At 62.4% G+C, this 25,753-nt stretch carries 14 protein-coding genes (1 of these 14 cut by a window edge); 10 read left to right on the forward strand and 4 right to left on the reverse strand.

Going from position 1 to position 25,753, the window contains the following annotated elements:
- Nucleotides 1-10,355, reverse strand: partial view of a non-ribosomal peptide synthetase gene (locus L6D63_RS26930; protein ID WP_131670066.1) — the 5' portion only. 1,966 nt of this gene lie to the left of the window's left edge; only the first 10,355 of its 12,321 coding nucleotides appear in the window; the start codon lies at nt 10,353-10,355; the stop codon falls past the left edge of the window.
- A gap of 243 nt (nt 10,356-10,598) precedes the next feature.
- Entirely contained in the window at nt 10,599-11,333 is a 735-nt protein-coding gene (locus L6D63_RS26940) for a thioesterase II family protein (RefSeq protein WP_121184571.1), read from the reverse strand.
- A 133-nt stretch (nt 11,334-11,466) separates the two neighbouring features.
- On the opposite strand from L6D63_RS26940, the gene L6D63_RS26945 reads away from it, so the two are divergent.
- Complete coding sequence (locus tag L6D63_RS26945) at nt 11,467-12,600, forward strand: cupin-like domain-containing protein (RefSeq protein ID WP_131670065.1); 1,134 nt, start codon at nt 11,467-11,469, stop codon at nt 12,598-12,600.
- A 179-nt stretch (nt 12,601-12,779) separates the two neighbouring features.
- On the opposite strand, the gene L6D63_RS26950 is transcribed toward L6D63_RS26945, so the two are convergent.
- The gene (locus tag L6D63_RS26950) at nt 12,780-13,952 is read right to left on the reverse strand and encodes an MFS transporter (protein WP_047291351.1); all 1,173 of its coding nucleotides are present in this window, start codon (nt 13,950-13,952) and stop codon (nt 12,780-12,782) included.
- 333 nt (nt 13,953-14,285) lie between these two features.
- Between L6D63_RS26950 and L6D63_RS26955 the strand changes: the two genes are divergently transcribed.
- From L6D63_RS26955 to L6D63_RS26975, 5 genes are all read left to right on the forward strand, one after another.
- Nucleotides 14,286-15,833, forward strand: a complete 1,548-nt coding sequence (locus tag L6D63_RS26955; protein ID WP_121184569.1) for a family 2 encapsulin nanocompartment cargo protein terpene cyclase — start codon at nt 14,286-14,288, stop codon at nt 15,831-15,833.
- Nucleotides 15,834-15,920: 87 nt separating this feature from the next.
- A complete protein-coding gene (locus L6D63_RS26960) occupies nt 15,921-16,721 on the forward strand; it encodes a glucose 1-dehydrogenase (RefSeq protein WP_131670064.1) in 801 nt (266 codons plus the stop codon).
- A complete protein-coding gene (locus L6D63_RS26965) occupies nt 16,714-18,540 on the forward strand; it encodes a glycoside hydrolase family 15 protein (RefSeq protein WP_131670063.1) in 1,827 nt (608 codons plus the stop codon). The genes L6D63_RS26960 and L6D63_RS26965 overlap by 8 nt, the downstream gene beginning before the upstream one ends.
- Before the next feature lie 390 nt (nt 18,541-18,930).
- Nucleotides 18,931-19,320, forward strand: coding sequence for a hypothetical protein (locus L6D63_RS26970; RefSeq protein WP_131670062.1), 390 nt, complete (start codon nt 18,931-18,933; stop codon nt 19,318-19,320).
- Between the two features lie 172 nt (nt 19,321-19,492).
- Entirely contained in the window at nt 19,493-20,386 is an 894-nt protein-coding gene (locus L6D63_RS26975) for an alpha/beta fold hydrolase (protein ID WP_131670061.1), read from the forward strand.
- On the opposite strand, the gene L6D63_RS26980 is transcribed toward L6D63_RS26975, so the two are convergent.
- Nucleotides 20,355-21,338 (reverse strand): GlxA family transcriptional regulator, encoded by a 984-nt coding sequence (locus L6D63_RS26980; RefSeq protein ID WP_121184559.1) that lies wholly within the window; start codon nt 21,336-21,338, stop codon nt 20,355-20,357. The genes L6D63_RS26975 and L6D63_RS26980 overlap by 32 nt on opposite strands.
- An 88-nt stretch (nt 21,339-21,426) precedes the next feature.
- On the opposite strand from L6D63_RS26980, the gene inhA reads away from it, so the two are divergent.
- The 4 genes from inhA to L6D63_RS27000 all read left to right on the forward strand — a co-directional run bounded on the left by inhA (nt 21,427) and on the right by L6D63_RS27000 (nt 25,493).
- Nucleotides 21,427-22,113 carry an isonitrile hydratase gene (gene inhA / locus L6D63_RS26985; protein ID WP_047291338.1) on the forward strand — a complete coding sequence of 229 codons (687 nt, stop codon included), beginning with the start codon at nt 21,427-21,429 and terminating at the stop codon, nt 22,111-22,113.
- 231 nt (nt 22,114-22,344) lie between these two features.
- Complete coding sequence (locus L6D63_RS26990; protein ID WP_131670060.1) at nt 22,345-23,136, forward strand: CPBP family intramembrane glutamic endopeptidase; 792 nt, start codon at nt 22,345-22,347, stop codon at nt 23,134-23,136.
- Nucleotides 23,137-23,238: 102 nt separating this feature from the next.
- Nucleotides 23,239-24,804, forward strand: a complete 1,566-nt coding sequence (locus L6D63_RS26995) for a methyl-accepting chemotaxis protein (RefSeq protein ID WP_003223402.1) — start codon at nt 23,239-23,241, stop codon at nt 24,802-24,804.
- A 176-nt stretch (nt 24,805-24,980) separates the two neighbouring features.
- Nucleotides 24,981-25,493 (forward strand): hypothetical protein, encoded by a 513-nt coding sequence (locus L6D63_RS27000; protein ID WP_131670059.1) that lies wholly within the window; start codon nt 24,981-24,983, stop codon nt 25,491-25,493.
- Nucleotides 25,494-25,753 lie beyond the last annotated feature (260 nt).

A 25,753-nucleotide genomic window follows, 5' to 3' on the forward strand; every position in this document is an offset into this window, starting at 1 on the left:
TGCACCGACAGTTGCGCGCCCATGTTCACCAGCAGGGTCAGCGGATAGTTGGTCTGTTCCTGATTGGCCACCGCACCGAAGCGCAGACCTTGCGGCGCACCACGCTCCAGTGCTTCGCCAATCGGGTAGTTCTCGAACACCATCAGGCTGTCGAACAGCGCGTCACCGCCCTGCCCGGCCCAGCGCTGAATATCCGCCAGCGGCGTGTGTTCGAACTCGCGCGAGGCGAGGTTCTGCGCCTGTACTGCTTGCAGCCAGGCGATCACGCTCTGCTGCGCGGACGGCGCAGCGATCACCGGCAGCGTGTTGATGAACAGGCCGATCTGCGCTTCGGCCCCCGGCAGATCCGCCGGCCGCCCGGCGACGGTGGCGCCGAACGCCACGCAATCCTTGCCGGTGTAGCGCTGCAACAGCAGCAGCCACGCCGCTTGCACCACGGTGTTGACGGTGACTTTCGCGGCCCGGGCAAACTCGCCCAGGCGCTGGCTCAGCTCAGCGTCGAGCATCTGGTAATGATCGCCGTAACCCACGCTCGGCAAACCGGCCTGCGGCCGTGCGATGGCATTGGCCAAACGCGTCGGCTCCTGCAAATTGCCCAGCGTCGTCCGCCAGTAGGCTTGCGCCGCCGCGCCATCCTGACGTTGCAGCCAGGCAATGTAATCGCGGTAGCGACCCGCGCCACGGGCGACTGCTTCGCCGCTGTAGTGCTGCAACACTTCGCCGAGCAACTGCGCGCTGCTCCAGCCGTCCATCAGGATGTGATGGTTGGTGTAGATCAGGTGATAGCGCTCGGCTGCGGTGCGCACCAGCACCAGGCGCATCAGCGGTGCACAGCTCAGGTCCAGACCCAATGCGCGCTCTTCATCAGCGAGGGTTTGCAGCGCTGCCTCCAGATCAGTCCTGTCGTGCCAGTCGAGCACACTGAACGGCACCTCGACCTGACGCTGCACCACTTGCACCGGTTGCGGCAGATCGCCTTGCCAGAAGAAGCCGCTGCGCAGGATGTCGTGGGCATCTACCGCCGCCTGCCACGCTGCGCGGAAGCGTTGCGGATCGACGCCGTCGACGTCCAGGCGCATCTGGTTGATGTAGTCGCCATTGCCGTGTTCGAGCAAGGTGTGGAACAGCATGCCCTGCTGCATCGGCGACAGCGGATAGATGTCGTCGATGCCTTGCGGCTCCAGTACCAGCGCGTCGAGTTGCGCTTGCGACAGTTGCGCCAGCGGGAAGTCCGACGGCGTCACGCCACGGTTGGCAGTGTCGCAGCAGTGGCTGATCAGCGCGGTCAGTTCCTGCACATAGTCGTCGGCCAGACGCTGAATGGTGGCGGTGTCGAACATCGCGCCGCTGTAGGTCCAGCTCAGGTCCAGCTCGCCGCCGAACACCTTGCTGTTGAGCGCCAGCGGATTGCCCAGCGGCCCTTGCAGATTGACCTCTGCGCCGCCGGACTCGCTGGTCGGCACGAACAGAGCATCGCTGGCAGCATCGAAGCTGCCGTCGAACTGGCCAAGATAGTTGAAGGTCAGGCGCGGCGCCGGCAAGGCTTGCAGGGTGGCACGCGTCGGCTCATCACCGAGGTGCGCGAGTGCACCGAAGCCGATGCCTTTGTGGGGGATCGCCCGCAGCTGTTCCTTGATCTGCTTGAGCGACGCGCCGAGTTCGGCGGCCGGTGCCAGGCGTGCCGGGAATACGCTGGTGAACCAGCCCACGGTGCGGGTCAGATCAATGTGTTCGAACAGGTCTTCGCGACCATGCCCCTCAAGCAACACCAGTGCATTGTCGTCCCCGGTCCAGCGCACCAGCACCCGCGCCAGCGCGGTCAGCAACAGGTCGTTGACCTGGGTGCGATAGGCCGCCGGGGCTTCCTGCAATAACTGACGTGTCAGGGTCTGATCGAGTTTGCGGCGCAGGGTCAGCGCCTGATCGTGTTGCTGACCACCCTGCGGACGGTCGTAAGGCAAGGCCGCCGAAGCGCCCTGCAACTGCTGCTGCCAGAAGCCCAGTTCGGCCTGTAACGCAGGGGTTTTGGCGTAGTCCTGCAACGCCGCCGCCCAGGCCTTGAGCGCACTGGTCTTGGCCGGCAACTGCACGGCGTGACCGTCGAGAATCTGCCGGTAAGCACGTTGCAGGTCTTCGAACAGAATCCGCCACGACACGCCATCGACCACCAGGTGATGGACGATCAGCAGCAGGCGCTGACTGCCATCAGCCAGGTTCGCCAGCACCGCGCGGATCAGCGAACCACCACTCAGTTGCAGACTTCGCTGGGCCTTGTCGCCCAGTGCCTCAAGGGCGGCGAGATCAGCGACCTCGACTTGCCAGAGAATGGTTTCCCCCGCTTGCGTGGCAACGTCGCGGTAATACGCCGACCAACCCGCGGCCTGCTCGACAAACTCCAGACGCAAACTGTCGTGCTGCACCACCAACGCATCCAGCGCCTGCTCCAGTACCTGAGCATCCAGTGCCTGCGTCGGCTTGAGCATCACCGACTGGTTCCAGTGGTGACGGTCGGGAATCGCCTCGGCAAAAAATGCCTGATGAATCGGCAGCAGCGCGGTTTCGCCGGTTTGCGCGTGCTGATCGATGGGCTGCACCGCCTCGCCGGTCTGCGCCACCGTGGCCAGGGCCTGAATGGTCTGGTGCTGGAACAGGTCTTTGGGGCTGAAGCGAATCCCGGCCTGCCGCGCCCGGCTGACCACTTGAATCGAGATGATCGAGTCGCCGCCCAGTTCGAAGAAGTTGTCGCTGACGCCGACCTGCTCAAGCTTGAGCACGTCCTGCCAGATCGCCGCCAGTTGCTGCTCCAGCGCCGTCTGTGGCGCGAGGTAGGTCTGTTGCAGTTGGCTGACGTCCGGTTTTGGCAGGTTCTTGCGATCGAGCTTGCCATTCGGCGTCAGCGGCATGCGCTCAAGACGCAGGACATACGCCGGCACCATGTGCGCCGGCAGGCTGGCCTTGAGCTGCGCGCGCAGGTGGTCGGTGAAGTCGGCACGGGCCGAATCACCGACCACGTAGGCCACCAGCCGCTTGCCACTGCCGGCGCTGCCTTCCTGCGCCACGACCACCGCTTCACGCACGCCGTCGAGGGCTTGCAGCGCCGCTTCGACTTCGCCCAGTTCGATACGGAACCCGCGAATCTTCACCTGATTGTCGATGCGATCCAGATAGTCGAACGTGCCGTCGACACGCTGGCGCACCAGGTCGCCGGTGCGATAGAGCAAGCCGCCATTTGCGCTGAACGGATCGGCGACAAAACGCTCGGCGGTCAGCCCCGGACGATTCAGATACCCCCGCGCCAACCCAGTACCACCGAGGTACAACTCACCGGCCATGCCTTGCGGCAACAGGTTCAGATCGGCGTCGAGCACGTAGGCGCTGCGGTCGCCGATCCGGCTGCCGATCGGTGCGTAAGCGGTGCCGCATGGCTCTTCACGGCCAGCCTTCCAGATCAACGGGGTGACCACGGTTTCGGTCGGGCCGTAGCCGTTGATGATGTAGTCCGGATCGAGCGCGCGTTTGACCCGCTCGAAACTGGCGTTCGGCACCGCATCGCCGCCGAAGCAATAGATCCGCACCTTCGGCGGGTGGCCGACACGCTCGGCGTGTTCGGCCAGTTGTTGCAGGTACACCGGCGGGAACGCGACCACGCTCACGCCGTGTTCGATCATCGCGTTGTAGGTCTGCTCCGGTGTCCACAGCGTGTCGTCGCGAATCAGCAGCGAAGCACCGTGGGTCAGGCTGGTCAGCCAGCGTTCGTGGGCGCCGTCGAAGGCGAACGACATGAAGTGGAATTCGCAGTCGCTGTCGCGCATTTCGTAGCGCTGACCAATGGCCTGGCAATGCATCGCCAATGGGCCGTGAGCAACGCTGACGCCTTTCGGATTGCCGGTGGAACCGGAGGTGTAGATCACGTACGCGAGGTTATGCGGATCGACTGCGACCTGTGGCGCCGTGCTCGGCAACTCGCGCAGGTCGAGACGATCCAGCTCCAGCAACGGCACCGATTCGCCGACCGGCAATTGCGCCGACACCGACGAATCGCTGATCAGCAGCGCCAGCCCTGAATCCTCGATCAGATAGGCCAGGCGTTCACGCGGGTAACTGGTGTCCAGCGGCACATAGGCGCCGCCAGCCTTGAGCACCGCCAGCAGCGCGACGATCACCGCCTCGCTGCGTGGCAGGGCCACACCGACCCGGGTCTCGGCGCCGACACCACGGGCGATCAGCGCGTAAGCCAGTTGATTGGCACGCTGCTCGATTTCGCCATAACTGAAGTGCTGACCGTTGAAGATCACTGCGGTGCGCTGCGGACGCTCGACCGCCAGCGCAGCAATGCGCTGATGCACAGCGGTGTCCAGCGGGTACGGCTGCGGCTGGTTTTCGGCTTGCTGGCGGGCATGCTCGTCAGCGCTGGCCAGAGCGATTTCGCCGAGGTTGCGTTCGGCCGACAGCGCAAACTGCTCAAGCAATTGCAACAGATGGGCACTGATGCCTTCGATCACTTCACTGGCAAACTGGCTGCGGTCGAAGCTGTAGTGCAGCGCCAGTTGCTGACCGAGGGTGACCGCCACGCTCAGGGCGTAATGGGTTTGCTCCAGGTTGCCGACCTCACCGAATGTCAGGCCCTGCCCGGCCTGGCTCAGCGCCTGGGCAACCGGGTAGTTTTCGAACACCAGAATGTTGTCGAACAGCGCTTCACCGCCCTGCCCGGCCCAGCGCTGGATGTCCGCCAGCGGCGTGTGTTCGAAGTCGCGCAGGCTGAGGTTTTGCGCCTGCACCGCTTGCAGCCACTGGCCCACGCTTTGGTCCGGACGCGGCGCGCCGATCACCGGCAGAGTGTTGATGAACAGGCCGACCTGCTGCTCGATGCCCGGCAAATCCGCCGGACGCCCGGCCACGGTCGCTCCGAATGCCACCGCTTCATGACCGGTGTAGCGCTGCAGCAACAGCAGCCACGCGGCTTGCACGAGGGTGTTGACGGTGACTTTCTGCTGCCGGGCAAACGCTTCCAGCGCCTGAGTGCGCGGCACGTTCAAGGTCAGGTAATGGTCACCGTGGCCACTGTCGCGCTCGCCGCCGGTAGCGGCGCGGGCCAGTCGGGTCGGCTCTTGCAGCGTGGCCAACTGAGCGCTCCAGAAGTCCTGACTCAGTTGCGCGTCCTGACGCTGCAGCCAGGCGATGTAATCGCGATACCGTCCGCCGCCATGGGCCGGGGTGCGACCGCTGTAGCGCTGCAACACTTCGCCGAGCAACTGCGAGTTGCTCCAGCCGTCCATCAGGATGTGGTGATGGGTGTAGATCAGGTGCCATTGCTCGGCAGCGGTCTGCACCAGCACCAGACGCAGCAACGGTGCATGGCTCAGATCGAATCCTTGCTGACGCTCGGCATCGGCCAGCGCCGCAAGGTCTGCCGGCTGATCGTCGCGCTCGCGCCAGTCAAGAATGCTGAATGGCAACTGCACCTGTTTGTGCACGATCTGCAGCGGTTGCGTCAGTTCGCCCTGCCAGACGAAACCGCTGCGCAGAATGTCCTGCGCAGCGACAGTGGCCTGCCATGCAGCGCGGAAGCGCTCAGGGTCAAGGCCTTGCACGTCAACGCGCAATTGGTTGATGTATTCCCCCGCCGCCTGCTCGTAGAGGGTATGGAACAGCAAACCCTGCTGCATCGGCGACAGTGGGTAGACATCATCGAGCTGACCGGCCGGCACCGGCAGCGCATCCAGTTGCGCTTGGGTCACGCGGGCCAGCGGGAAGTCCGACGGCGTCGCTTGCGCGGTGGGCAGTGTGCAGCAATGTTCGATCAGCGCCTGCAATTCGCTGGCGTATTGATCGACCAGATGCTGCACCGTGGCGCTGTCGAACATCTCGCGGCTGAAGCCCCAGCTCATCGACAGTTCGCCGCCATACACCTGACCTTCCACGGTCAGCCAGTTGCCCAGAGGCGCCGACAGATCCTGCGCCACGCCGCTGGTTTCAACAGCCGGCACGAACAGCGCCGCCTCGTCGAACTGGCGGTCAAACTGGCCGAGGTAGTTGAAGGTGATGCGCGGCTGCGGCAGCGCGGCCAGCTCGGCGCGCACCGACGGCGCGGCCAGATGCCGTAGCACACCGTAACCCAGACCTTTGTCCGGCACCGCGCGCAGTTGCTCCTTGATCGCCTTGATCGAGCCGTCGAGATCAGCGCTGGCGGTCAGGTTGACCGCGAACAGGCTGGTGAACCAGCCCACGGTGCGGGTCAGGTCGACGTCATCGAACAGGTCTTCGCGGCCATGCCCTTCCAGTTCGATCAGCGTGCCCGGCTGCTGGCTCCAGCGACTGATGGTGCGCGCCAGTGCAGTAAGCAACAGATCGTTGACCTGGGTGCGATACGCGGCAGGCGCCTGTTGCAGCAACTGGCGGGTGCGCTCGGCGTCGAGGCGCCATTCGATTTTCTCGCCATGCAAATTTTGCAGGCTGCCATCCGGGCGGTCGCACGGGAGATCCTTGGCGCCCTGATGCTGGGCTTTCCAATAACCCAATTGTTCATCGAAGCGCGACGCGTCCTGCGCCAGACACGCGGTCCAACTCTGGAACGCGCTGGTCTTCGCCGGCAACTGAATGCCGCCACCCGCCGCCAGTTGCTCGTAAGCCTGCTGCAAATCTTCCAGCAGCACCCGCCAGGAAACGCCATCGACCGCGAGGTGATGAATGATCAGTGCCAGTCGTTGCGAGCCGTCGGCCATCGTCACCAACAACGCGCGCAACAGCGGGCCGTTTTGCAGGTCGAGGCTGCGCTGAGCCTGATTGCACAGCGCCTGCAACTGTTCGGCAGATTCGGCGTCGCGTTGCCACAGCTCGGCGCCGGTCAGCAGCGATCCGTGGCTTTGTTGCCAGCCTTCGCTGCCTTCGACAAAACGCAGGCGCAAGGCATCGTGGTGATTGATCAGGTGGGTCAGCGCAACATCGAGCCAGTGCGCATTCAATGCCTCACGCGGAGTCAGCAGCAACGACTGGTTCCAGTGCTCGCGCACCGGCATCGCGCGGTTGAAGAAATCCTGCTGGATCGGCCCGAGCACGGCATCGCCGCTCACCGGTCCCTGATCCACCGAGGACAGATGATCGTGGCTCGCGACCAGCGCCAGACTGCGCACCGTCTGGTACTGGAACAGGTCACGCGGGCTGATACGGATCCCGGCTTGCCGCGCGCGGCTGACCACTTGAATCGAGATGATCGAATCGCCGCCCAGCTCGAAGAAGTTGTCATCGAGGCCAACGCGGTCGAGGCCGAGCACAGCTTCCCAGATCGCCGCGAGGGCTTTTTGCATGGCGTCCTGCGGTGCCACGAACGCCTGTTGCGGCGCGGCATCCGGTTGCGGCAAGGCCTTGCGGTCGAGTTTGCCGTTGGCGGTGACCGGCAATTTGTCGAGGGTGATCAGGTAGGTCGGCACCATGAATTCCGGCAGGCTGCCGAGCAGCCACGCCTTGACCTCTTGCTGCCACTGTTCGTCCGCTTGCGCCTGTTCCAGCACAAGGTAAGCCACCAGATGCTTGCCGCCCTGCACCAGCACCACCGCCTCACGCACCCGCGAGTGCTGCATCAGGCGGGTCTCGATTTCACCCAGCTCGATGCGCAGGCCGCGCAACTTCACCTGATGGTCGAGACGACCGAGGTATTCGATCACCCCGTCAGCGCGCTGCCGCACACGGTCGCCGGTGCGGTACAGGCGCGCGCCGTCATGGAACGGGCACGGCACAAAACGCTCGGCCGTCAGCGCCGGACGCTGGTGATAACTGCGCGCCAGCCCGGCGCCACCCAGATACAGTTCACCGGCGACACCGCTCGGCACCGGCAGCAATTCGGCATCGAGGACATGGGTGCGCAGGTTGGCGATCGGCCGGCCGATCGGTACGCTGTCGGCGCCTTCATCGACACAGGTCCAGTGGGTGACGTCGATGGCCGCTTCGGTCGGGCCATACAAGTTGTAGAGGCTGGCGCTCGGCAGCTTGGCGAAGACTTGCAGCTGCGCATCCAGCGGCAACGCTTCGCCGCTGCAGACAATCCGCTTGAGACTGCTGCAGCTTTCCACGCCCGGTTCGTGGATGAACGCCTGCAACATCGACGGCACGAAGTGCAGCGTGCTGATGCCGTGGCGGTTGATGCTATCGATCAGTTGCAGCGGATCACGGTGCGCGCCCGGCGCGGCCACCACAAGGCGCGCGCCGGTCAGCAGCGGCCAGAAGAACTCCCACACTGACACGTCGAAGCTGAACGGGGTTTTCTGCAGCACCGCATCACGGGCGTCCAGCGCATAGGCTTGCTGCATCCAGCACAAACGGTTGACCAGCGCCGCGTGGCTGTTGCCGGCGCCCTTCGGCTTGCCGGTGGAACCCGAGGTGTAAATCACGTAGGCCAGGTTCAGCGGATCGACGCTGACCTCCGGACGGCTATCGCTGTAACGGTCGAGCAGCCCCGGCTGATCCAGGGTGATGACGTTTACGCCGTCAGTCGGCAGCGTTGCCAGCAGCGCCTGTTGCGTCAGCAGCATGGTGATGCCGCTGTCCTCGATCATGTAGGCCAGACGCTCCTGCGGGTATTCCGGATCCAGCGGCACGTAGGCGCCGCCGGCCTTGAGAATCGCCAGCAGCGCGACGACCATTTCCACCGAACGCAGGGCGCAGACGCCAACCAGACTGTCCGCTTGCACGCCCTGTTCGCTCAGCAGATGCGCCAGGCGATTGGCCCGGGCATCCAGCTCGGCGTAACTCAGGGTCTGTTCGCCGAACAGCAGTGCCGGTGCCTGCGGCGTACGCGCGACCTGCGCTTCGATCAACTGGTGAATCGGCGTGTCGCTCGGGTACTGCGCGTGGACGTTGTTCCAGTCATGCACCAGCGTGCGCTGCTCGTCAGCTTCCAGCAGCGGCAACTCACCAATGCGCTGCGATGGATCGGCGACCATCGCCGTCAACAAGCGTAGCCAGTGCCGCGCCATGCGTTCGATGGTCGGTGCAGAGAACAGGTCGCTGGCGTAGGTCAGCGCGGCGTGCAGCTTGCCGCCCTGCTCCCAGGTGTCCAGCGTCAGGTCGAACTGGGTGGTGCGGCTCTGCCAGTCGAGGCTGTCGAGTTGCAGGCCGGATGCGGTGCGGAGGGTGGCGATATCGGCCACGTGCGGCTGGTGGTTGTACATCACCTGGAACAGCGGCGTGTGGCTGAGGCTGCGTTCCAGCTTCAGCGCTTCGACCAGTTGCTCGAACGGCAGATCCTGATGCGCCTGCGCACCCAGTGCGGTTTCCTTGACCGCCCGCAGCAACTCGTCGACCCGGGTCTGGCCGTCGACTTGCGTGCGCAGCACCTGGGTGTTGACGAAGAAGCCGATCAGGCCCTCGATCTCGCCGCGATTGCGGTTGGCGATCGGCACGCCGACACGCAGGTCGGTCTGCCCGGTGTAACGGTGCAGCAGCGCATTGAAGGCGCCGAGCAGGAACATGAACACGGTGACCTGATGCTGTTGCGCCGTGCTGCGCAGTTGCTCGGCCAGTTGGCCATCGACCGCGAATTCGTAACGGGTGCCGCGATAGCTCGGCATCGCCGGGCGCGAATGATCCAGTGGCAATTCCAGCACCGGGTGTTCGTCACCCAGTTGCGCCTGCCAATAGTCGAGCTGGCGCGCCTGCTCACCGGCCTCCAGCCAGCGGCGTTGCCACAGCGCATAGTCGCTGTACTGGATCGGCAGTGGCGGCAATTGCGGCGCCTGACCGGCGTCGAACGCGTCGTAGCAACGGATGAACTCGTCGATCAACACGTTCATCGACCAGCCATCGGACACGATGTGGTGCAGGGTCAGCAGCAGCACGTGTTCCTGCTCGGCCAGCTTGAGCAAGGTCACTCGCAGCAACGGGCCGACCGCCAGATCGAATGGCAGCAGCGACTGCTGTTCGGCGGCATCGATCACCGCCTGTTCGCGCTCACTGGCCGACAGAGCGCTGAAGTCTTCCCGGTTAATCAGCAGCGGCGCGGTGGCCGGCACTTGCAGCAGGCTGTCATCGGCCTGGCGCTGGAACACTGTGCGCAGGGTTTCGTGACGCTCCACGAGGCTGGCGAAGGCTTGCTCCAGCGCTGTCAGGTTCAGCCGCCCGTTGAGCCGCACCGCACCGGGCAAGTTGTAGGCGCCGCTCTGCGGATCGAGTTGCCACAGGAACCACATACGGCGCTGCGCGTAGGACAGCGCCTGACGATCCTCGGCTTCTATGCCGGCGGGTATCGGGAACCGCGAGAAATCCACGCCCTCCTTGTGCAGGGCCGCGAGGAACATCTGGCGCTTTTCCAGGGGCAACCCGATAAACCGGCGAGCAAGTTTCAAGGAGTCTTCAGCATTCATTTCTCAGCATCCGGATCAGTAGGCAGGAAGCACAAAGGCACGTCGTCCCTATAAAACGAATGCAGACCGGAAAAATTAGCGAATGAGAACAAGTGTCAGGCGGGAGGTAGTGCGGGGAATTTCAGATCTGCGAAATACCCTGTGGGAGCGAGCTTGCTCGCGAAAGCGGCATGTCTGCCAATACAGATGTTGACTGATATTGCGTCTTCGCGAGCAAGCTCGCTCCCACAGGTTCTACGGCGTTCAGGCGATTGCGGCCATGATATGCCGGCGATGATGTCCTTCCAGTTGATCCTTGATCACCTTCAGCACTTTGGCTTCATGCTCATGAATGAAAAAGTGCCCGCCGGCGAGCATGTCCACCGAAAAGCTGCCGCGGGTTTCCTTGCTCCAGCCGATCAGTTGCTCGGTGGTCGCGCGATCCGCCTTGCCGCCCAGCACATGCACCGGGCAGTTGAGCAACGGCCGTTGCAACGGTTCAAATTTGCCGCAGAGCAGGAAGTCGGCGCGCAGGATCGGCAGGGTCAGGCTCATCAGCTCGGCATTGGCCAATACCTCTTCACTGGTGCCGTTGAGTGTGCGCAATTGATCGATCAGTTCGGCGTCGGTTTTCGGCTCGGCGAAACCGCGATCGTAATCGGCGCGCATCGTCGGCGCCGCCGTGCCCGAGGCAAACAGCGCCACCGGTTCCGGACAGCCCAATGCGCGCAGCGCGTGAGCGATTTCGCAGGCCAGCAGCGCGCCCAGGCTATGGCCGAACAACGCATACGGCACCTTGAGATTGGGCCGCAATTCCTTGGCCAACTGCATCGCCAGCGCCCGCATATCCGTGTGCAGCGGCTCGTCGAAACGCGCACCGCGCCCCGGCAGCTCCACCGGTTGCAATTGCAGCCATTGCGGCAGTTTTGGCCGCCAGCGGCTGTAGACCATGGCGCTGGCGCCGGAGTACGGCAGGCACAGCAGGGTCAGCTTGTTCACCCGGCTTTTCCTCGAAAAATGTGTCTGTAGAGAGAAACGGATTACGCCCCCGGCAAATTAGTCGCGCGCCGGTAAATTGCGCCAACAGGCGCTCGTTAACTGTTCAGGCCAAAACCAATAATGAGGATTCACCGTGGACCTGCAGAGCATCCTGGGCAAGTTGTTCGCCAACGCCGGTGCCGTCGGCATCGAAGGCGTTTTCCAATTCGTGTTTGGCCCGCAGCAGGCCTACTGGTCGGAGGTCAAGGCCAGCAGTCGCACCGCACCCGGACGCCATCCCAGCCCCGACGTGACCATTGAAGTCGCCGAGGGTGATTTTCTCGGGATCATGGGCGGCCGGGTCAATGTCGAAGAACTGTTCGCCAGCGGCCGTCTGAAAATCGGCGGCAACATGGGCCTGGCGACGCTGCTGCCGCAGATCATCGAGCACGCGATGCACGGTGGCGCCGTGGCGCAAAAAGTCGACATGAACAAGCGCTACCCGACCCCGCCGCGCTTCAGTGAACAACTCACCGCCGGGCTGCCGGTCCAGACCCGCGTCGAGCGTGTTGCCCGCAGTGAGTTGTCGGTCAGCGAATTCAAAAGCCAATACTTGCCCAACGGCATCCCGGTGGTGATCAGCAATGCCCTGCAGGACTGGCCGCTGTTCAAGCTCAGTCGTGAAGAGTCGCTGGTGCATTTCGCCGAATTGCAGGGCATCACCCGCCACGGCGATTACGTGAAGAAGACCTTTTCCACCGAACGTGATTTCCGCTCGACGTCGATGGCCGAGTTCATTGCCTCACTCGACCAACCGGCAGTCAAAAGCGCCGACGGCGAACCACCGGCCTACATGGGCAACAACATCCTGCCGGCGCAATTGCTGCAGCAGATCAAGTACCCGCCCTACTTCGATGCCTCGCTGTTCATCCCGCCTCGGATCTGGATCGGCCCCAAAGGCACGCTGACGCCGCTGCACCGCGACGACACCGACAACCTGTTCGCGCAGGTCTGGGGCCAGAAGCAGTTCACCCTCGCCGCCCCACATTACCGCGAGGCGCTGGGCACCTGGTCGACCGCGCCAAAAGGTGGCCTGGACGGCTGCGACTTCAACCCCGATGCGCCGGACTACCAGCGCTTTCCTGCGGCACGCGATGTGACGTTCCTGCGCGTGACGCTGGAAGCCGGGGATCTGCTGTTTTTGCCGGAGGGCTGGTTCCATCAGGTGGAGTCGGTGTCAACGTCACTGTCGGTGAATTTCTGGGTGAATTCGGGTCGGGGTTGGTAACCCATTCGCTGTCTGTGTGGATAACTCTGTGGCGAGGGGATTTATCCCCGATCGACTGCGCAGCAGTCGCAAACTCACCCGGCACGCTTCTTCTCAAGGAAAGAGCTGGCTGGATTTGGGGCTGCTTCGCGGCCCATCGGGGATAAATCCCCTCACCCCAACAGCTCATCAATGCCGGGTTATTTCAGGTGCCGATAGCTCTGAAACGCCGACGCCAACACCACCGCCCCCGCCACAATCGCCAGCCAGAAACCGCTACGCGCGCCAAACGCGTCCACCAGCGCGCCGGAGCCGGCGGCGCCGATCGCCACGCCGATGCTCAACCCCGTCACCAGCCAGGTCAGCCCTTCAGTCAGTTTGGCTGGCGGCACAATACGCTCGATCAACGCCATGGCAACAATCAGCGTCGGCGAAAAGAACAATCCCGCGACAAACACTGCCAGCGACAAGCTGACAATATTGCTCGCCAGCAACAACGGCAGCGTGGTCACCGCCGTCGCCACGCCGCCGTACAGAAACAGCCTCGGCAACGGCAGTGTCGAACGCATCGCGCCGAAAGCGATACCCGCCAGACACGAACCGATGGCGTACACCGACAACACGATGCTCGCCGCCGCCGGCTGGCCCTGCTGCTGGGCGAAGGCGACGCTGACCACATCGACCACGCCAACGATGATGCCCATGGCGAGCATCAGCGCCAGCAGCCATTGCACGTCGGTCGAGCGAATGATCGAACCTTGCTGCTGTGATTCCTGCGGGTGCACCGCCGGCTCGGTGCTGCGCTGGGCGACAAACGCGGTCACCCCGATTGCCAGCGCCAGCAGCGCGGCCAACGGCCCGGCCTCGGGAAACGCCACCACGCACAAGCCCACTGACAGTGGCGGGCCAACGATGAAACAAACCTCATCGAGTACCGATTCCAGCGCATAGGCGGTCTGCAATTGCGGCTGGCCACGATAGATCTCGGTCCAGCGCGCACGCACCATCGCCGACATGCTCGGCATGCACCCGGCCAGCGCGGCGAAGATGAACAGCGTCCAGGTCGGCGCCTGCAAACGCGTGCACAACAGCAACATCAACAGCGCCCCGCCACCGATCAACGCCGACAACGGCAGCACGTTGCCCTGGCCGTAACGATCCACCAGCCGCGACACCTGCGGTGCACAAAACGCCGTGGCCAGGGCAAACGTCGCCGCCACTGCACCGGCCAGTGCGTACCCGCCCTTGAGTTGCGAAAGCATGGTGATCACGCCGATGCCGGTCATGGAAATCGGCATGCGCGCGATCATCCCGGCCAGAACAAAGGCACGGGCGCCGGGGGCGGTGAATAATTCGCGGTAGGGGTTTGCCATGGGTACAGCCTCATCAGGGGCCGCCAAGTTGCCATAAAGGTTGCTGAGCGTGGAAGCGGGGAATTGTTGGTGGAATGTGAAGGCGCGAAACTCGACACCTTGCGATTCCAGGCACTCTCCGAGGATCTCTCCCCAAGACCAATGGCATTGCCGCCGACGTCTGGAATCACATAACCAATAATCGAAAATCGCGCACACCTGTCAGGTTTTACAGGTGCCTTTGCATGCGATTGCAGTTCTCATGAGGCCTTGACTCAATGGCGTACCGCTCCTGAATGAACGGGCAACTGCTCTTGAGCCTATCCCGTAGCGCACGCGCCAAGGAGCCTTGCCATGGAAGAACAGCTTATTCTGGTATCGCCCAAGGATCGCCAGACCGGTGTAGCCTCAAAGATGGAAGTGCATCACCAGGGACTGCGCCATCGCGCATTTTCGATTCTGCTCTTCGACTCACAAGGTCGGATGCTGATGCAGCAACGCGCGTTGGGCAAATATCATTCTGGCGGATTATGGACCAACACGTGCTGCGGGCATCCTCGCCCTGGCGAACGCACGGCCGCCGCAGCCCTGCGTCGACTGCAGGAGGAAATGGGCACGACGTGCAAACTGCAGAAAGTCGCCTCGATGCTCTATTACGAGCAAATGTCCAATCAACTGATCGAGCATGAATTTGACCACGTGTTTGCCGGCCTCAGCCAGCTCGATCCGGTAGCCAATCCGGAGGAAGTCGAAAGTTGGGAGTGGCTGTCGCTGGAGGAGATCACCGAACGGATCGAACAGACACCCGAGCAGTTCACGATCTGGTTTCGCCGGATGTTCGAGCAGTTCGGGACAGGGGGTGTAAGGCAATGGTTCGAGGCCGCCCGCGATGCGTCAGCGGCACGATCAATGCCTGATGCTTTTGGGAAAAACGCAAGATCACCCTGGGCCGTCCCGCCGTTGTATTGTCCGGCGCCGTTCCGGATTGATACGGCGCTGGCCGAGGCTGTCGAAGATCGGCTTATGCCATGGATCAAGGAGGTCGGCATATTTGCGGGACAACTCGAAAAGGTCCGCGCCATGGGGTTCGGTCGCTTCGCCATGCTTTGCCATACCGACACTCACGATCCCGATCGCCTGCTGCTTTCGGCACAGTGCATCGCCGCCCTGTTTGCCGTGGATGATTACTACTGCGATGACGAGCGAACCGGCTCCGAACCGCGCCTGGTAGGGCCCCGACTTTCGCTGGCGCTGGCCGCACTGGAGCCGGCACACCTGCCCTCTCGCTTTCGTTGCGGTCTTGATCAGGCACTGAACAGTGACCCGGTACTGGTTGCGCTTCGCGCCTATATGGACCGCGTTCAGGCATTCGCATCTTCCGTACAAGTGGCCAGGGTACGCCACGAAATCATCGCCATGTTTGTCACCATGACTGCCGAAGCGGCCTGGCGTCTGGAAGGATTGACCCCACCCATCTGGGAATACCTCGCGCAACGCCAGACCAACAGTTTTCTACCTTGCATGTCATTGATCGACGTGATCGGCGGATACGAACTGCCAGCACACATTTATAGCGCCCCTGCCGTGCGGCGCGTGACCACGCTGGCCGCCAGCGCCACGATCGTCGCCAACGATCTGTATTCCGCACACAAGGAAAATCAGACCGCAATCGGCGATTTCAATCTGCCGCTGTTACTGGCTCGCGAACACAATTGCACGCCCCGACAAGCGATGATCAAGTGTGCGCACGTTCATGACGAAATCGTGCACCTGTATGAAGCGGCGGAACAAGCCGTGCTGCCGGATGCATCGCCGCTGCTGCAGCGTTTTCTGACCGGCATAAAAAGCTGGGTCTCCGGCAGTCTTGAATGGCACCGGCACAGTGGCCGCTATCACGGCTGAACGTGTCGATCTTTTCATGCATGCGGATGAACTCTCGCAGCTCGCCATGGGTCAGCTGACTGAGCCCTTAACCCAGGCATTTCGAGCATGCAGATTTCCCTCGCCCGCCAAGTAGCACTGGTCACCGGCGCCAGTTCCGGCATCGGCCATGCCGCCGCCAAAGCGCTGGCCGCTGCCGGCGCCGCCGTCGTGATCAATTACCACCGTCAGGCCGAACCTGCTCAAGCGCTGGCGCAGCAAATCATCGCCGACGGCGGTCAGGCACTGGCCATCGGCGCCGATATTTCCAAGGAAGATGAAGTCGAACGGCTGTTCGCCGAGACCCTCGAGGCCTTTGGTGCGCTGGACATTCTGGTGGCCAATTCCGGCCTGCAAAAGGATGCCGCGGCGGTGGACATGACTCTGGAAGACTGGAACACGGTGATCGGCGTCAACCTCACCGGGCAGTTTCTCTGCGCCCGTGCCGCGCTGCGGATTTTCAACCGTCAGGGCGTGCGTGAAGGCGTGTCCCGCGCCGCCGGCAAGATCATTCACATGAGTTCGGTGCATCAGCGCATTCCGTGGGCCGGGCATGTCAACTATGCGGCGTCCAAGGGCGGCGTCGATCAGTTGATGCAGACCCTCGCCCAGGAAGTCAGCCAGCAGCGCATTCGCATCAACGGCATCGCGCCGGGGGCGATTCGCACGGCGATCAATCAGCAAGCCACCGAAGGCGCCGCCGCTGACAAACTGCTGGAGCTGATTCCCTACGGGCGCATCGGCGACGTCGAGGACATCGCCAACGCGGTGGTGTTTCTCGCTTCCGACGCCGCCGACTACATCGTCGGCACCACCCTGTTCATCGACGGCGGCATGAGTCTTTATCCGGAGTTTCGCGGCAATGGCTGAGCATCATTCTGAACGACAAAGCCCGATTGACGCCCACGGCATCATCGGCGACCTGCGCAGTGCCGCGCTGGTCAACGACAAGGGCAGCGTGGATTTTTTCTGCTGGCCGGAATTCGACAGCCCGTCGATCTTCTGTTCGCTGCTCGATACCCCAGAAGCGGGGATTTTCCAGCTCGCCCCGGACTTGCCCGATGCGCGGCGCGAGCAAATCTATCTGCCGGACACCAACGTTCTGCAGACCCGCTGGCTCAGCGAACAGGACGTTGTGGAAATCACCGACCTGCTGCCGATCGGCGACAGCGTCGATGATCTGCCGCTGCTGATGCGCCGGGTGCGCGTGGTCAGCGGTGAAGCGACGTTTCACATGCGCTGCGCGGTGCGCCATGACTACGCGCGCGCCAACACCCGGGCGCAGATGGATGAACAATCGGTGATTTTCAGCGCCGAGGGTCAACCGTCGTTGCGGCTGGTGGCGGATCAGGCGTTGCGCATTGATGGCGAATCGGCCGTTGCTTCCTTCAGTTTGCAACAGAATCAACACGCCGAGTTCGTCCTCGGTGGCGCCGACGATCCGCGCTTCAAGGATGACGGTGCGAAAATGTGCCTGGAGCGCACGCTGAAGTTCTGGCGCGACTGGATCGGCCAGTCCAACTACCGCGGGCGCTGGCGGGAGATGGTCAATCGTTCGGCCCTGGCGCTCAAGCTGCTGACCTCGCGCAAGCACGGCGCGATTCTCGCCGCCGCCACGTTCGGCCTGCCGGAAACCCCCGGCGGCGAGCGCAACTGGGACTACCGCTACACCTGGATCCGCGACGCCTCGTTCACCGTCTACGCGTTCATGCGCCTGGGCTTTGTCGATGAGGCCAACGCCTACATGGGCTGGCTGCGCGGACGGGTCAGCGATTGCCATGGTCATTCAACCAAACTCAATATCCTGTATGCCATCGACGGTCGCCAGCAACTGCCGGAAACCGAACTCTCGCACCTCTGCGGCCATGGCGGCGCGCAACCGGTGCGCATCGGCAATGGCGCGTACGATCAGATTCAACTCGACATCTTCGGCGAGCTGATGGACGCGGTGTACCTGGTCAACAAATACGGCGACGCGATTTCCCACCAAGGCTGGAAACACGTGCGCGAAGTGGTTGATCAGGTGTGTGAGACCTGGCAGACCACGGATGTCGGCATTTGGGAAATGCGCGGTGAGCAGCATCACTTCTTGCACTCGCGACTGATGTGCTGGGTGGCCCTGGACCGGGCGATACGGCTCGCTTCGAAGCGTTCGCTGCCGGCGCCGTTCGCCCAGTGGGATCAGACCCGCCAGGCGATCTACGCCGACATCTGGGACAACTTCTGGAACGAGGAGCGCGGGCATTTCGTCCAGTACAAGGGCGGCACCGCGCTCGACGGTTCGATGCTGCTGATGCCGCTGGTGCGCTTCGTCAGCGCCAAGGACCCGCGCTGGCTGTCGACCCTTGAAGCGATCGAAAAGACGCTGGTGCGCGACGGCATGGTTTACCGCTATCGCAACGATGACGCCAACATCGACGGCTTGACCGGCACCGAAGGCGCCTTTGCCGCCTGCTCGTTCTGGTACGTCGAATGCCTGGCCCGGGCCGGTCAGGTGGAAAAGGCCCATCTGGAATTCGAACAACTGCTGCGCTATGCGAACCCGCTGGGGTTATACGCCGAAGAGTTCGACAGCCATGGCCGGCATCTGGGCAACACCCCGCAGGCGCTGACGCATCTGGCGTTGATCAGTGCGGCGAGTTTTCTCGATCGGCGTTTGAGTGGGGAAAAGGGTGAGTGGCAGCCGTAATTTCGCCAGTATCTGTAGGAAATATGCCGCATCAGCACGCTTCGCTGGGCTAACCCCTACACAGAAATAAACAGATCAGATCTCCTGTGGTGAGGGGATTTATCCCCGATGGGCTGCGCAGCGGCCCCGCTCTTTGCCTGCTTATTTGTTCAGCAGTACCGCATTGCATGGCTTTGCGACTGCTGCGCAGTCGATCGGGGATAAATCCCCTCGCCACAGTTTGGGTAATTTGTTCCTGCTTCTTGTAAACAACACCCAGGCAAATCCCTCCCCCGCAACCTGCACTTACACCCTGAAATACCCTGTTGCCAGCTGTTACATCCCCCCCTACCATCCACCGCAACGGGCACAGCGGAGCTGTCCAATAAAACCCGAATTCAAGGAACCAGAATGACCCAGCACGTCCACCGCCCCATCGCCACGCCCCTGCGCACCGGCCTGACCCGCACCCAACTCTGGGAAGCCGCCGACAAAGGCCTGATCAAGTGCTGGGAAATCGGCCGCCAGCGCGCCACCCGCTTCCCCGACCTCGCGCAACAATGCCTCGCCGGCGAACTGCCGGTACTCGGCTGGAAAGGTGGCGTCAGCCGCAGCCTGAAGAAAAACGAGAAATACGGCTCGCTGAAATACCTCGCTCAGTGGCAGGGCTTGCGGGGCGAGGATCTGGATATTGATCTGAGTGAAGAACGCTCGATGACCTGTTCGCGGACGAAGATGCGGGTGACGTTTACGCCGGATCGGACGAAGTATTTCAATCAGGTGGCGGAAGCCGAGGCTTAGGAAACAACGCCGACAAGTGACGCTTCCCCTGTGGCGAGGGAGCTTGCTCCCGCAGGCCTGCGCAGCAGTGCATTTAAGTATGGGGTCGCTTCGCAACCCGGCGGGAGCAAGCTCCCTCGCCACAACGGAATGGTCTAGTGTTGCCTGACGCCCAATTGCTGTGGAGTCTGCCGTGTCTGACATTCAACGCATACTGACACCGAACCTGACCGTTGCCTTTGAACAGCACGGCCCGTCCAACGGCGACGCGGTCGTATTGCTGCATGGCTTCCCCTACTCGCCTCGGGCGTACGACGAAATCGCCCCGGTCCTCGCCGCCGAGGGTTATCGGGTGATCGTCCCTTATCTGCGCGGTTACGGGCCGACCCGCTTCAACCACCCCGAAACACTGCGCTCCGGCCAGCAAGCAGCCCTCGCCCAGGATTTGCTGGAGTTGATGAACGCACTGGGTATCGAACACGCCACGCTTTGCGGTTACGACTGGGGCGGTCGGGCAGCGTGCATCGTTGCGGCGTTGTTTCCCGAGCGGGTGCGCGGGTTGGTGACGGGGGATGGCTATAACGTGCAGGACATCGCCAATTCGACCCGGCCTCTGGATCCCGAGACCGAGCACCGTTATTGGTACCAGTACTATTTCCACACGCCTCGAGGCGTCGCGGGCCTGACGCAAAACCGGCGGGCGCTCTGTGAATTGCTCTGGAGCTTGTGGTCACCGACCTGGACACGCAACGCCGAACGTTATCCGCTGAGCGCTCCGGCCTTCGACAACCCGGACTTCGTGGACGTGGTGATTCATTCCTACCGTCATCGCTTCATGTACGCCGCAGGCGATCCGGCACTGCAATGGATGGAAGACGCGTTGATCAAACAACCGCCGATCAGCGTGCCGACTGTCTCCCTGTGCGGTGCCGATGACGGGGTCGGTCCGGCGCCGGAAGTCGATGAAGACATTGCGCACTTCACCGGGCTGTACGAAAGGCGCGTGCTGCCCGGTGTCGGCCACAACATTCCCGAAGAAGCACCGCAGCAAACGCTCAAGGCACTACTGGATCTGCTCCAGCGCTGACCGAAAACCGCTCCCGATACGCCTGCGGCGTCACCCCGATCGCGCGCAGAAAACTGCGGCGCAAGGTTTCTTCACTGCCAAAGCCGCAATTGGCCGCAATGCGTTTCACCGGCAGCCCGGTGTCGCTGAGCAGACGCCGCGCCGTCTCGACGCGGATCAGTTCGATGGCGCGGGCCGGGGTCTGGCCGGTGTCGGCGCGGTAGTGGCGGACGAAACTGCGTTCGCTCATGCCAGCCTGTTCGGCCAGGGTCGGGACGCCGAGGTCGCAGGTGAGGTTTTCGGCGATCCAGGCGTGCAAATCATCGAAACGGTTGCCTTGTTTTTGCAGTGATAACGTCACGCTGAATTGCGACTGCCCGCCCGGGCGCTTGAGGAACACCACCAATTGTCGGGCGACGTCCAGTGCCATGTCGCGACCGAGGTCGTCTTCGACCATGGCCAGCGCGAGGTCGATGCCGGCGGTGACGCCCGCCGAGGTCCAGACCGGGCCGTCGTTGATGAAGATCGGATTGGGCTCGACTTGCAATTGCGGGTGCTGCCGCGCCAGTTGTTCGCAGCGTGTCCAGTGGGTGACGACCCGGCGACCGTCGAGCCAGCCGCTGGCCGCCAGCAGAAACGCGCCGGTGCAGACCGAGGCAACCCGCCGGCATCCACCGGCATGTTCACGCACCCAGCTCACCAATTCAGCGTCTTCGGCAGCCGCGTAAACACCCCAGCCACCGGCGATGATCAGGGTATCGCTGGGCTGCTTCGGCAGCGGCTCGGCCAGCATCGCCAACCCGGCGGAAGCGTTCACCGCGCCGCCGCCGCTGGCGATGACTGTTGGCGCGTACGGCGCAGGCAAACCCTGCTGGCGGGCGATATCGTTGGCCGAGGCGAATACTTGCAACGGGCCCGTAACATCGAGCAATTGCACATTGGCGAACGCGAGAACGTGGATGGTTTTCGACATTTGGCGTAATTCGTGGGCTGATTGGCGTATGCGCCAAAACCTACGCGCCTACAGTGAAGCCGTCTACCCCTTTTCACGGAGAAGAATCATGGCGTTGCAGATCGGTTTTCTGTTGTTTCCACAGGTGCAGCAACTCGACCTGACCGGCCCCTATGATGTGCTGGCCTCGTTGCCGGACGTGCAGGTGCATCTGGTCTGGAAGGATCTGGTCCCGGTCACCGCCAGCACCGGGCTGGTGCTGAAACCGACCACAACCTTCGAGGACTGCCCGGATCTGGATGTGATCTGCGTACCCGGCGGCGCCGGGGTCGGGCCGTTGATGGAGGATGAACAGACGCTGGGGTTCATCAAGCGTCAGGCGGCGCAGGCCAGGTATGTGACGTCGGTGTGCACCGGTTCGCTGGTGCTGGGCGCGGCGGGACTGCTGCAAGGCAAACGCGCCACCACGCACTGGGCTTATCACGAGCTGCTGCCAAAACTCGGCGCAATTGCGGTGCAGGACCGGGTGGTGCGCGACGGCAATCTGTTTACCGGTGGCGGGATTACCGCAGGCATCGACTTTGCGCTGGTGCTGGCCGCCGAACTGGTGGGGGCCGAGGCGGCGCAGTTGATTCAGTTGCAACTGGAATATGCGCCGGCGCCGCCGTTCAGCTCCGGAAGCCCGGAGACGGCGCCGAGTGCAGTTGTTGAAGAAGCCCGCAAGCGTGCAGCTCCGTCGTTGAAGTTGCGCACTGAAATCACCGAGCGCGCGGCGGTGAAATTGAACCTGCGCTGATCTTTCAGCCTTGCACGAATCCCTGTGGGAGCTGGCTTGCCAGCGATGGCGGTACATCAGGCGATGAAGATGTCGGCTGTACAAGCCTCATCGCTGGCAAGCCAGCTCCCACATTTTTTTGCGTCAGCCACAGGTCTGCATGTTGTCCCGGTTTCTCGCCTCAACTTCACTTGTACCCTCGCCCCCACCCGTGTAGAAAGCCAGTCCACGAATCGTGCACAAGGACTTTCCATGACAGCTTTGCCATGGCTCTATCTCGGACTTCTCAGCCTCGGTTATGGACTGGCGCTGAGCTTTGGCCAACTCGGCTGGCTGGCGCTGATCTCCTTCGGACTGTTGCTGGTGGCCGGTTTCGCCGTGCGCCAACAACAGGTGCCGGTGGCGCGCCTATTGGGGCATGCCGTGTTCATCTTCCTCGCGCTGTCGCTGGCGCTGCACTGGTTGCCAGGATTCGCCAACGGCCGGGCCATCGCCCCGCTGCGTTTCACCGACAACGCCGTGCCGTTTTCGATGTACCTGAATCTGGACAAACCCCTGATCGGCTTCTGGCTGTTGCTCGCCTGCCCGTGGATTGTCGCGGCACGCTCGCTGCGTCTGACAGTGTTCGCCAGCGTCCTAGGGCTGACGTTGAGCGCCGTAATGGCGCTGGGTGGAGCGCTTCTGTTCGGCATGATTGCTTGGGCGCCGAAGTGGCCCGATCAGGCGTGGCTGTGGCTGCTGAACAATCTGCTGTTGGTGACGCTGGTCGAGGAAGCGCTGTTTCGCGGCTATATACAGGGCGGTTTGAGCCGCCTGTTCAAGCACCTGCCTTACGGCGAAAACCTCGCTCTGCTGCTGGCGTCGCTGATCTTTGCCCTGGCGCATGTGGGTGCCGGCTGGCACTGGGTGCTGCTGGCGGGTCTGGCGGGTGTCGGCTATGGTCTGGCCTATCGCTTTGGTGGGCTTGCGGCGGCGATCGCCACACACTTTGGCCTGAACCTGCTGCATTTCGGTCTGTTCACCTATCCGATGCTCGCGGGTTGAAGCAAGGGCGGTTTTGCGACGCCGTACTTATATCTGAAAAAAAACTTCAATAATTTCCTGTCAGCGCCGACAACCTTTCAAAGCCTTGCGGATTGAAAAACCATGCGTAACAACCAGCCCATTACACAACGCGAACGGACTTTCCCGGCTCAGCAGCGGTTGATTTCCACAACCGACGCCAAGGGCGTGATCACCTACTGCAACGACGCTTTCGTCGAAATCAGCGGGTTTTCGCGTGAAGAACTGATCCGTGCGCCGCACAACCTGGTCCGTCATCCTGACGTGCCGGCCGCGGTGTTTTCGCACATGTGGGGCACACTGAAACAAGGCTTGCCATGGATGGGCATTGTCAAGAATCGCTGCAAATCCGGTGACCATTACTGGGTGAACGCCTACGTGACACCGGTGTTCGACGGTAATCAGGTGGTCGGTTATGAGTCGGTGCGGATCAAACCCACCGCCGAACAGATCCGCCGTGCCGAAGCGCTCTACCAACGCATCAACCAGGGCAAGTCGGCGATCCCTTCCAGCGACAAATGGCTGCCGGTGCTGCAGGACTGGCTGCCGTTCATTCTGGTCAGCCAGCTGAGCTTCGTGATCGGCGCGACGCTGAACTCGCACTGGGGCTTTGCCCTCGCGGCCGGTTTGTCGGTACCACTGGGCCTGATGGGCCTGCAATGGCAGCAACGCGGGCTCAAGCGCCTGCTGCGCCTGGCCGAGCAGACCACCTCCGACCCGCTGATCGCGCAGATGTACACCGACAGCCGTGGCGCGCAGGCGCGTCTGGAAATGTCGATCCTCAGCCAGGAAGCGCGCCTGAAAACCTGCCTGACCCGTCTGCAGGACACCGCCGAGCACCTGACCGATCAGGCCAAACAGTCCGACGCCCTGGCGCACAACAGCTCCAGCGGTCTGGAGCGCCAGCGCGTGGAAACCGAACAGGTCGCCACCGCCGTCAACCAGATGGCCGCCACCACCCAGGAAGTGGCCAGCCACGTACAGCGCACTGCTGACGCGACGCAAGAAGCCAACCGCCTGACCGGTCGCGGTCGCGACATCGCCGGGGAAACCCGCGAAGCCATCCAGCGCCTGTCGGTTGTCGTCGGGGAAACCGGCCTGACCGTGACCCAACTGGCCAAGGACAGCGACGAAATCGGCGGCGTGGTCGACGTGATCAAAGGCATCGCCGACCAGACCAACCTGCTCGCGCTCAACGCTGCCATCGAAGCCGCCCGCGCCGGCGAGATGGGCCGTGGTTTTGCCGTGGTCGCCGACGAAGTCCGCCAACTGGCACAACGCACCAGCGAATCCACCGGTCAGATCCACGCCCTGATCGCCAAGCTGCAACAGACCGCCTCCAGCGCCGTACAAACCATGGAAGCCGGCCATCGCCAGGCGGAAGAAGGTGTGGCACGGGTTCTGGAAGCAGACCAGGCACTGGTCGGCATCAGCGAAGCGGTAGCCAACATCACCGACATGACCACCCAGATCGCCGCCGCGACCGAAGAGCAAAGTGCCGTGGCTGAAGAGATCAGCCGCAACATCAGCAACATTTCGGAACTGGCGGACCAGACCTCGGAACAGGCGCATAACTCGGCGCTGCTGAGTGAAGAGCTGACCAAGACGGCCAACACGCAGTATTCGTTGGTGGAGCGGTTTAACCGCTGAAAGCAAGATCGCCGCTTCATCTGAAAACCCGGACAGCGAAAGCTTCCGGGTTTTTTATTGCGGTGCTACCTGTCAGATCTGACAGTAGACGCCCACCTGTTCGAGCGGGTATCAACAGAAACCGTAAATGCAGTCGGTTGTAACACCTCCTCTTACTCGAAAAGGCAGGTTTAACAATGACCACTCACGCTATTTTTCTTCCAAAAAGGCCACTGGTGCGCGCTGAACAATTTGAATGGAGATTGGGCGGCAAACGGAAAACAGCGGAATTCAGCTCCTTCTATCAAGACGAGTTTTTGGGCAAGTTGTATTGGGCCATAAGTGGTGGAACAGGGAATTTCGACGATGAAAACTATTTTGCTTTCTCGATGACTCTGCCCTACCGATCTGATGAGACTCTCACAGGTGTTTATGACCTCAAAAAAGGGCTGACATGTGTACATAGCCATTGGATCCCTGCGCCACCGGGGTTCATCGGAATGGCTACGGTAGACGCCGACTCGGCGACCCTTAGCATCAAATATGACCCTGAAACAGACATCGCGACGGGTTCATTCGAGGCCTTGTTCAAAAGTCATCGCTATCGTCTGATGCCCAAGGGGACTTTCACCATGATCCGGGTGAGACCGACTGAAGCTGGCTCACTGCAACTCCGGGCAAGCCCACCTCAACGTCCGTTGAAAGAATGACTTCGTGCAGGCGCTGCCGCAGGCTGCGATCCTTTGACTTTTAAAGCCCGGACGGCGAAAGCGTCCGGGCTTTTTATTGCCAACCTGAAACTCATGGTGCCTGGCAGACCGCTTTCGCGAGCAAGCATGCTCCTACAGTGGGATCAGGTCTCATCAGTCAGAGATTGGTCGGCTGTCAGGCCGCCATCGCTGGCAAGCCAGCTCCCACAGTGGGATCAGGTCTCATCAGTTAGAGATTGGTCGGCTGTCAGGCCGCCATC

Origin of the sequence: Pseudomonas parakoreensis (genome assembly GCF_021602155.1) — a bacterium.
GTDB lineage: Bacteria > Pseudomonadota > Gammaproteobacteria > Pseudomonadales > Pseudomonadaceae > Aquipseudomonas > Aquipseudomonas parakoreensis.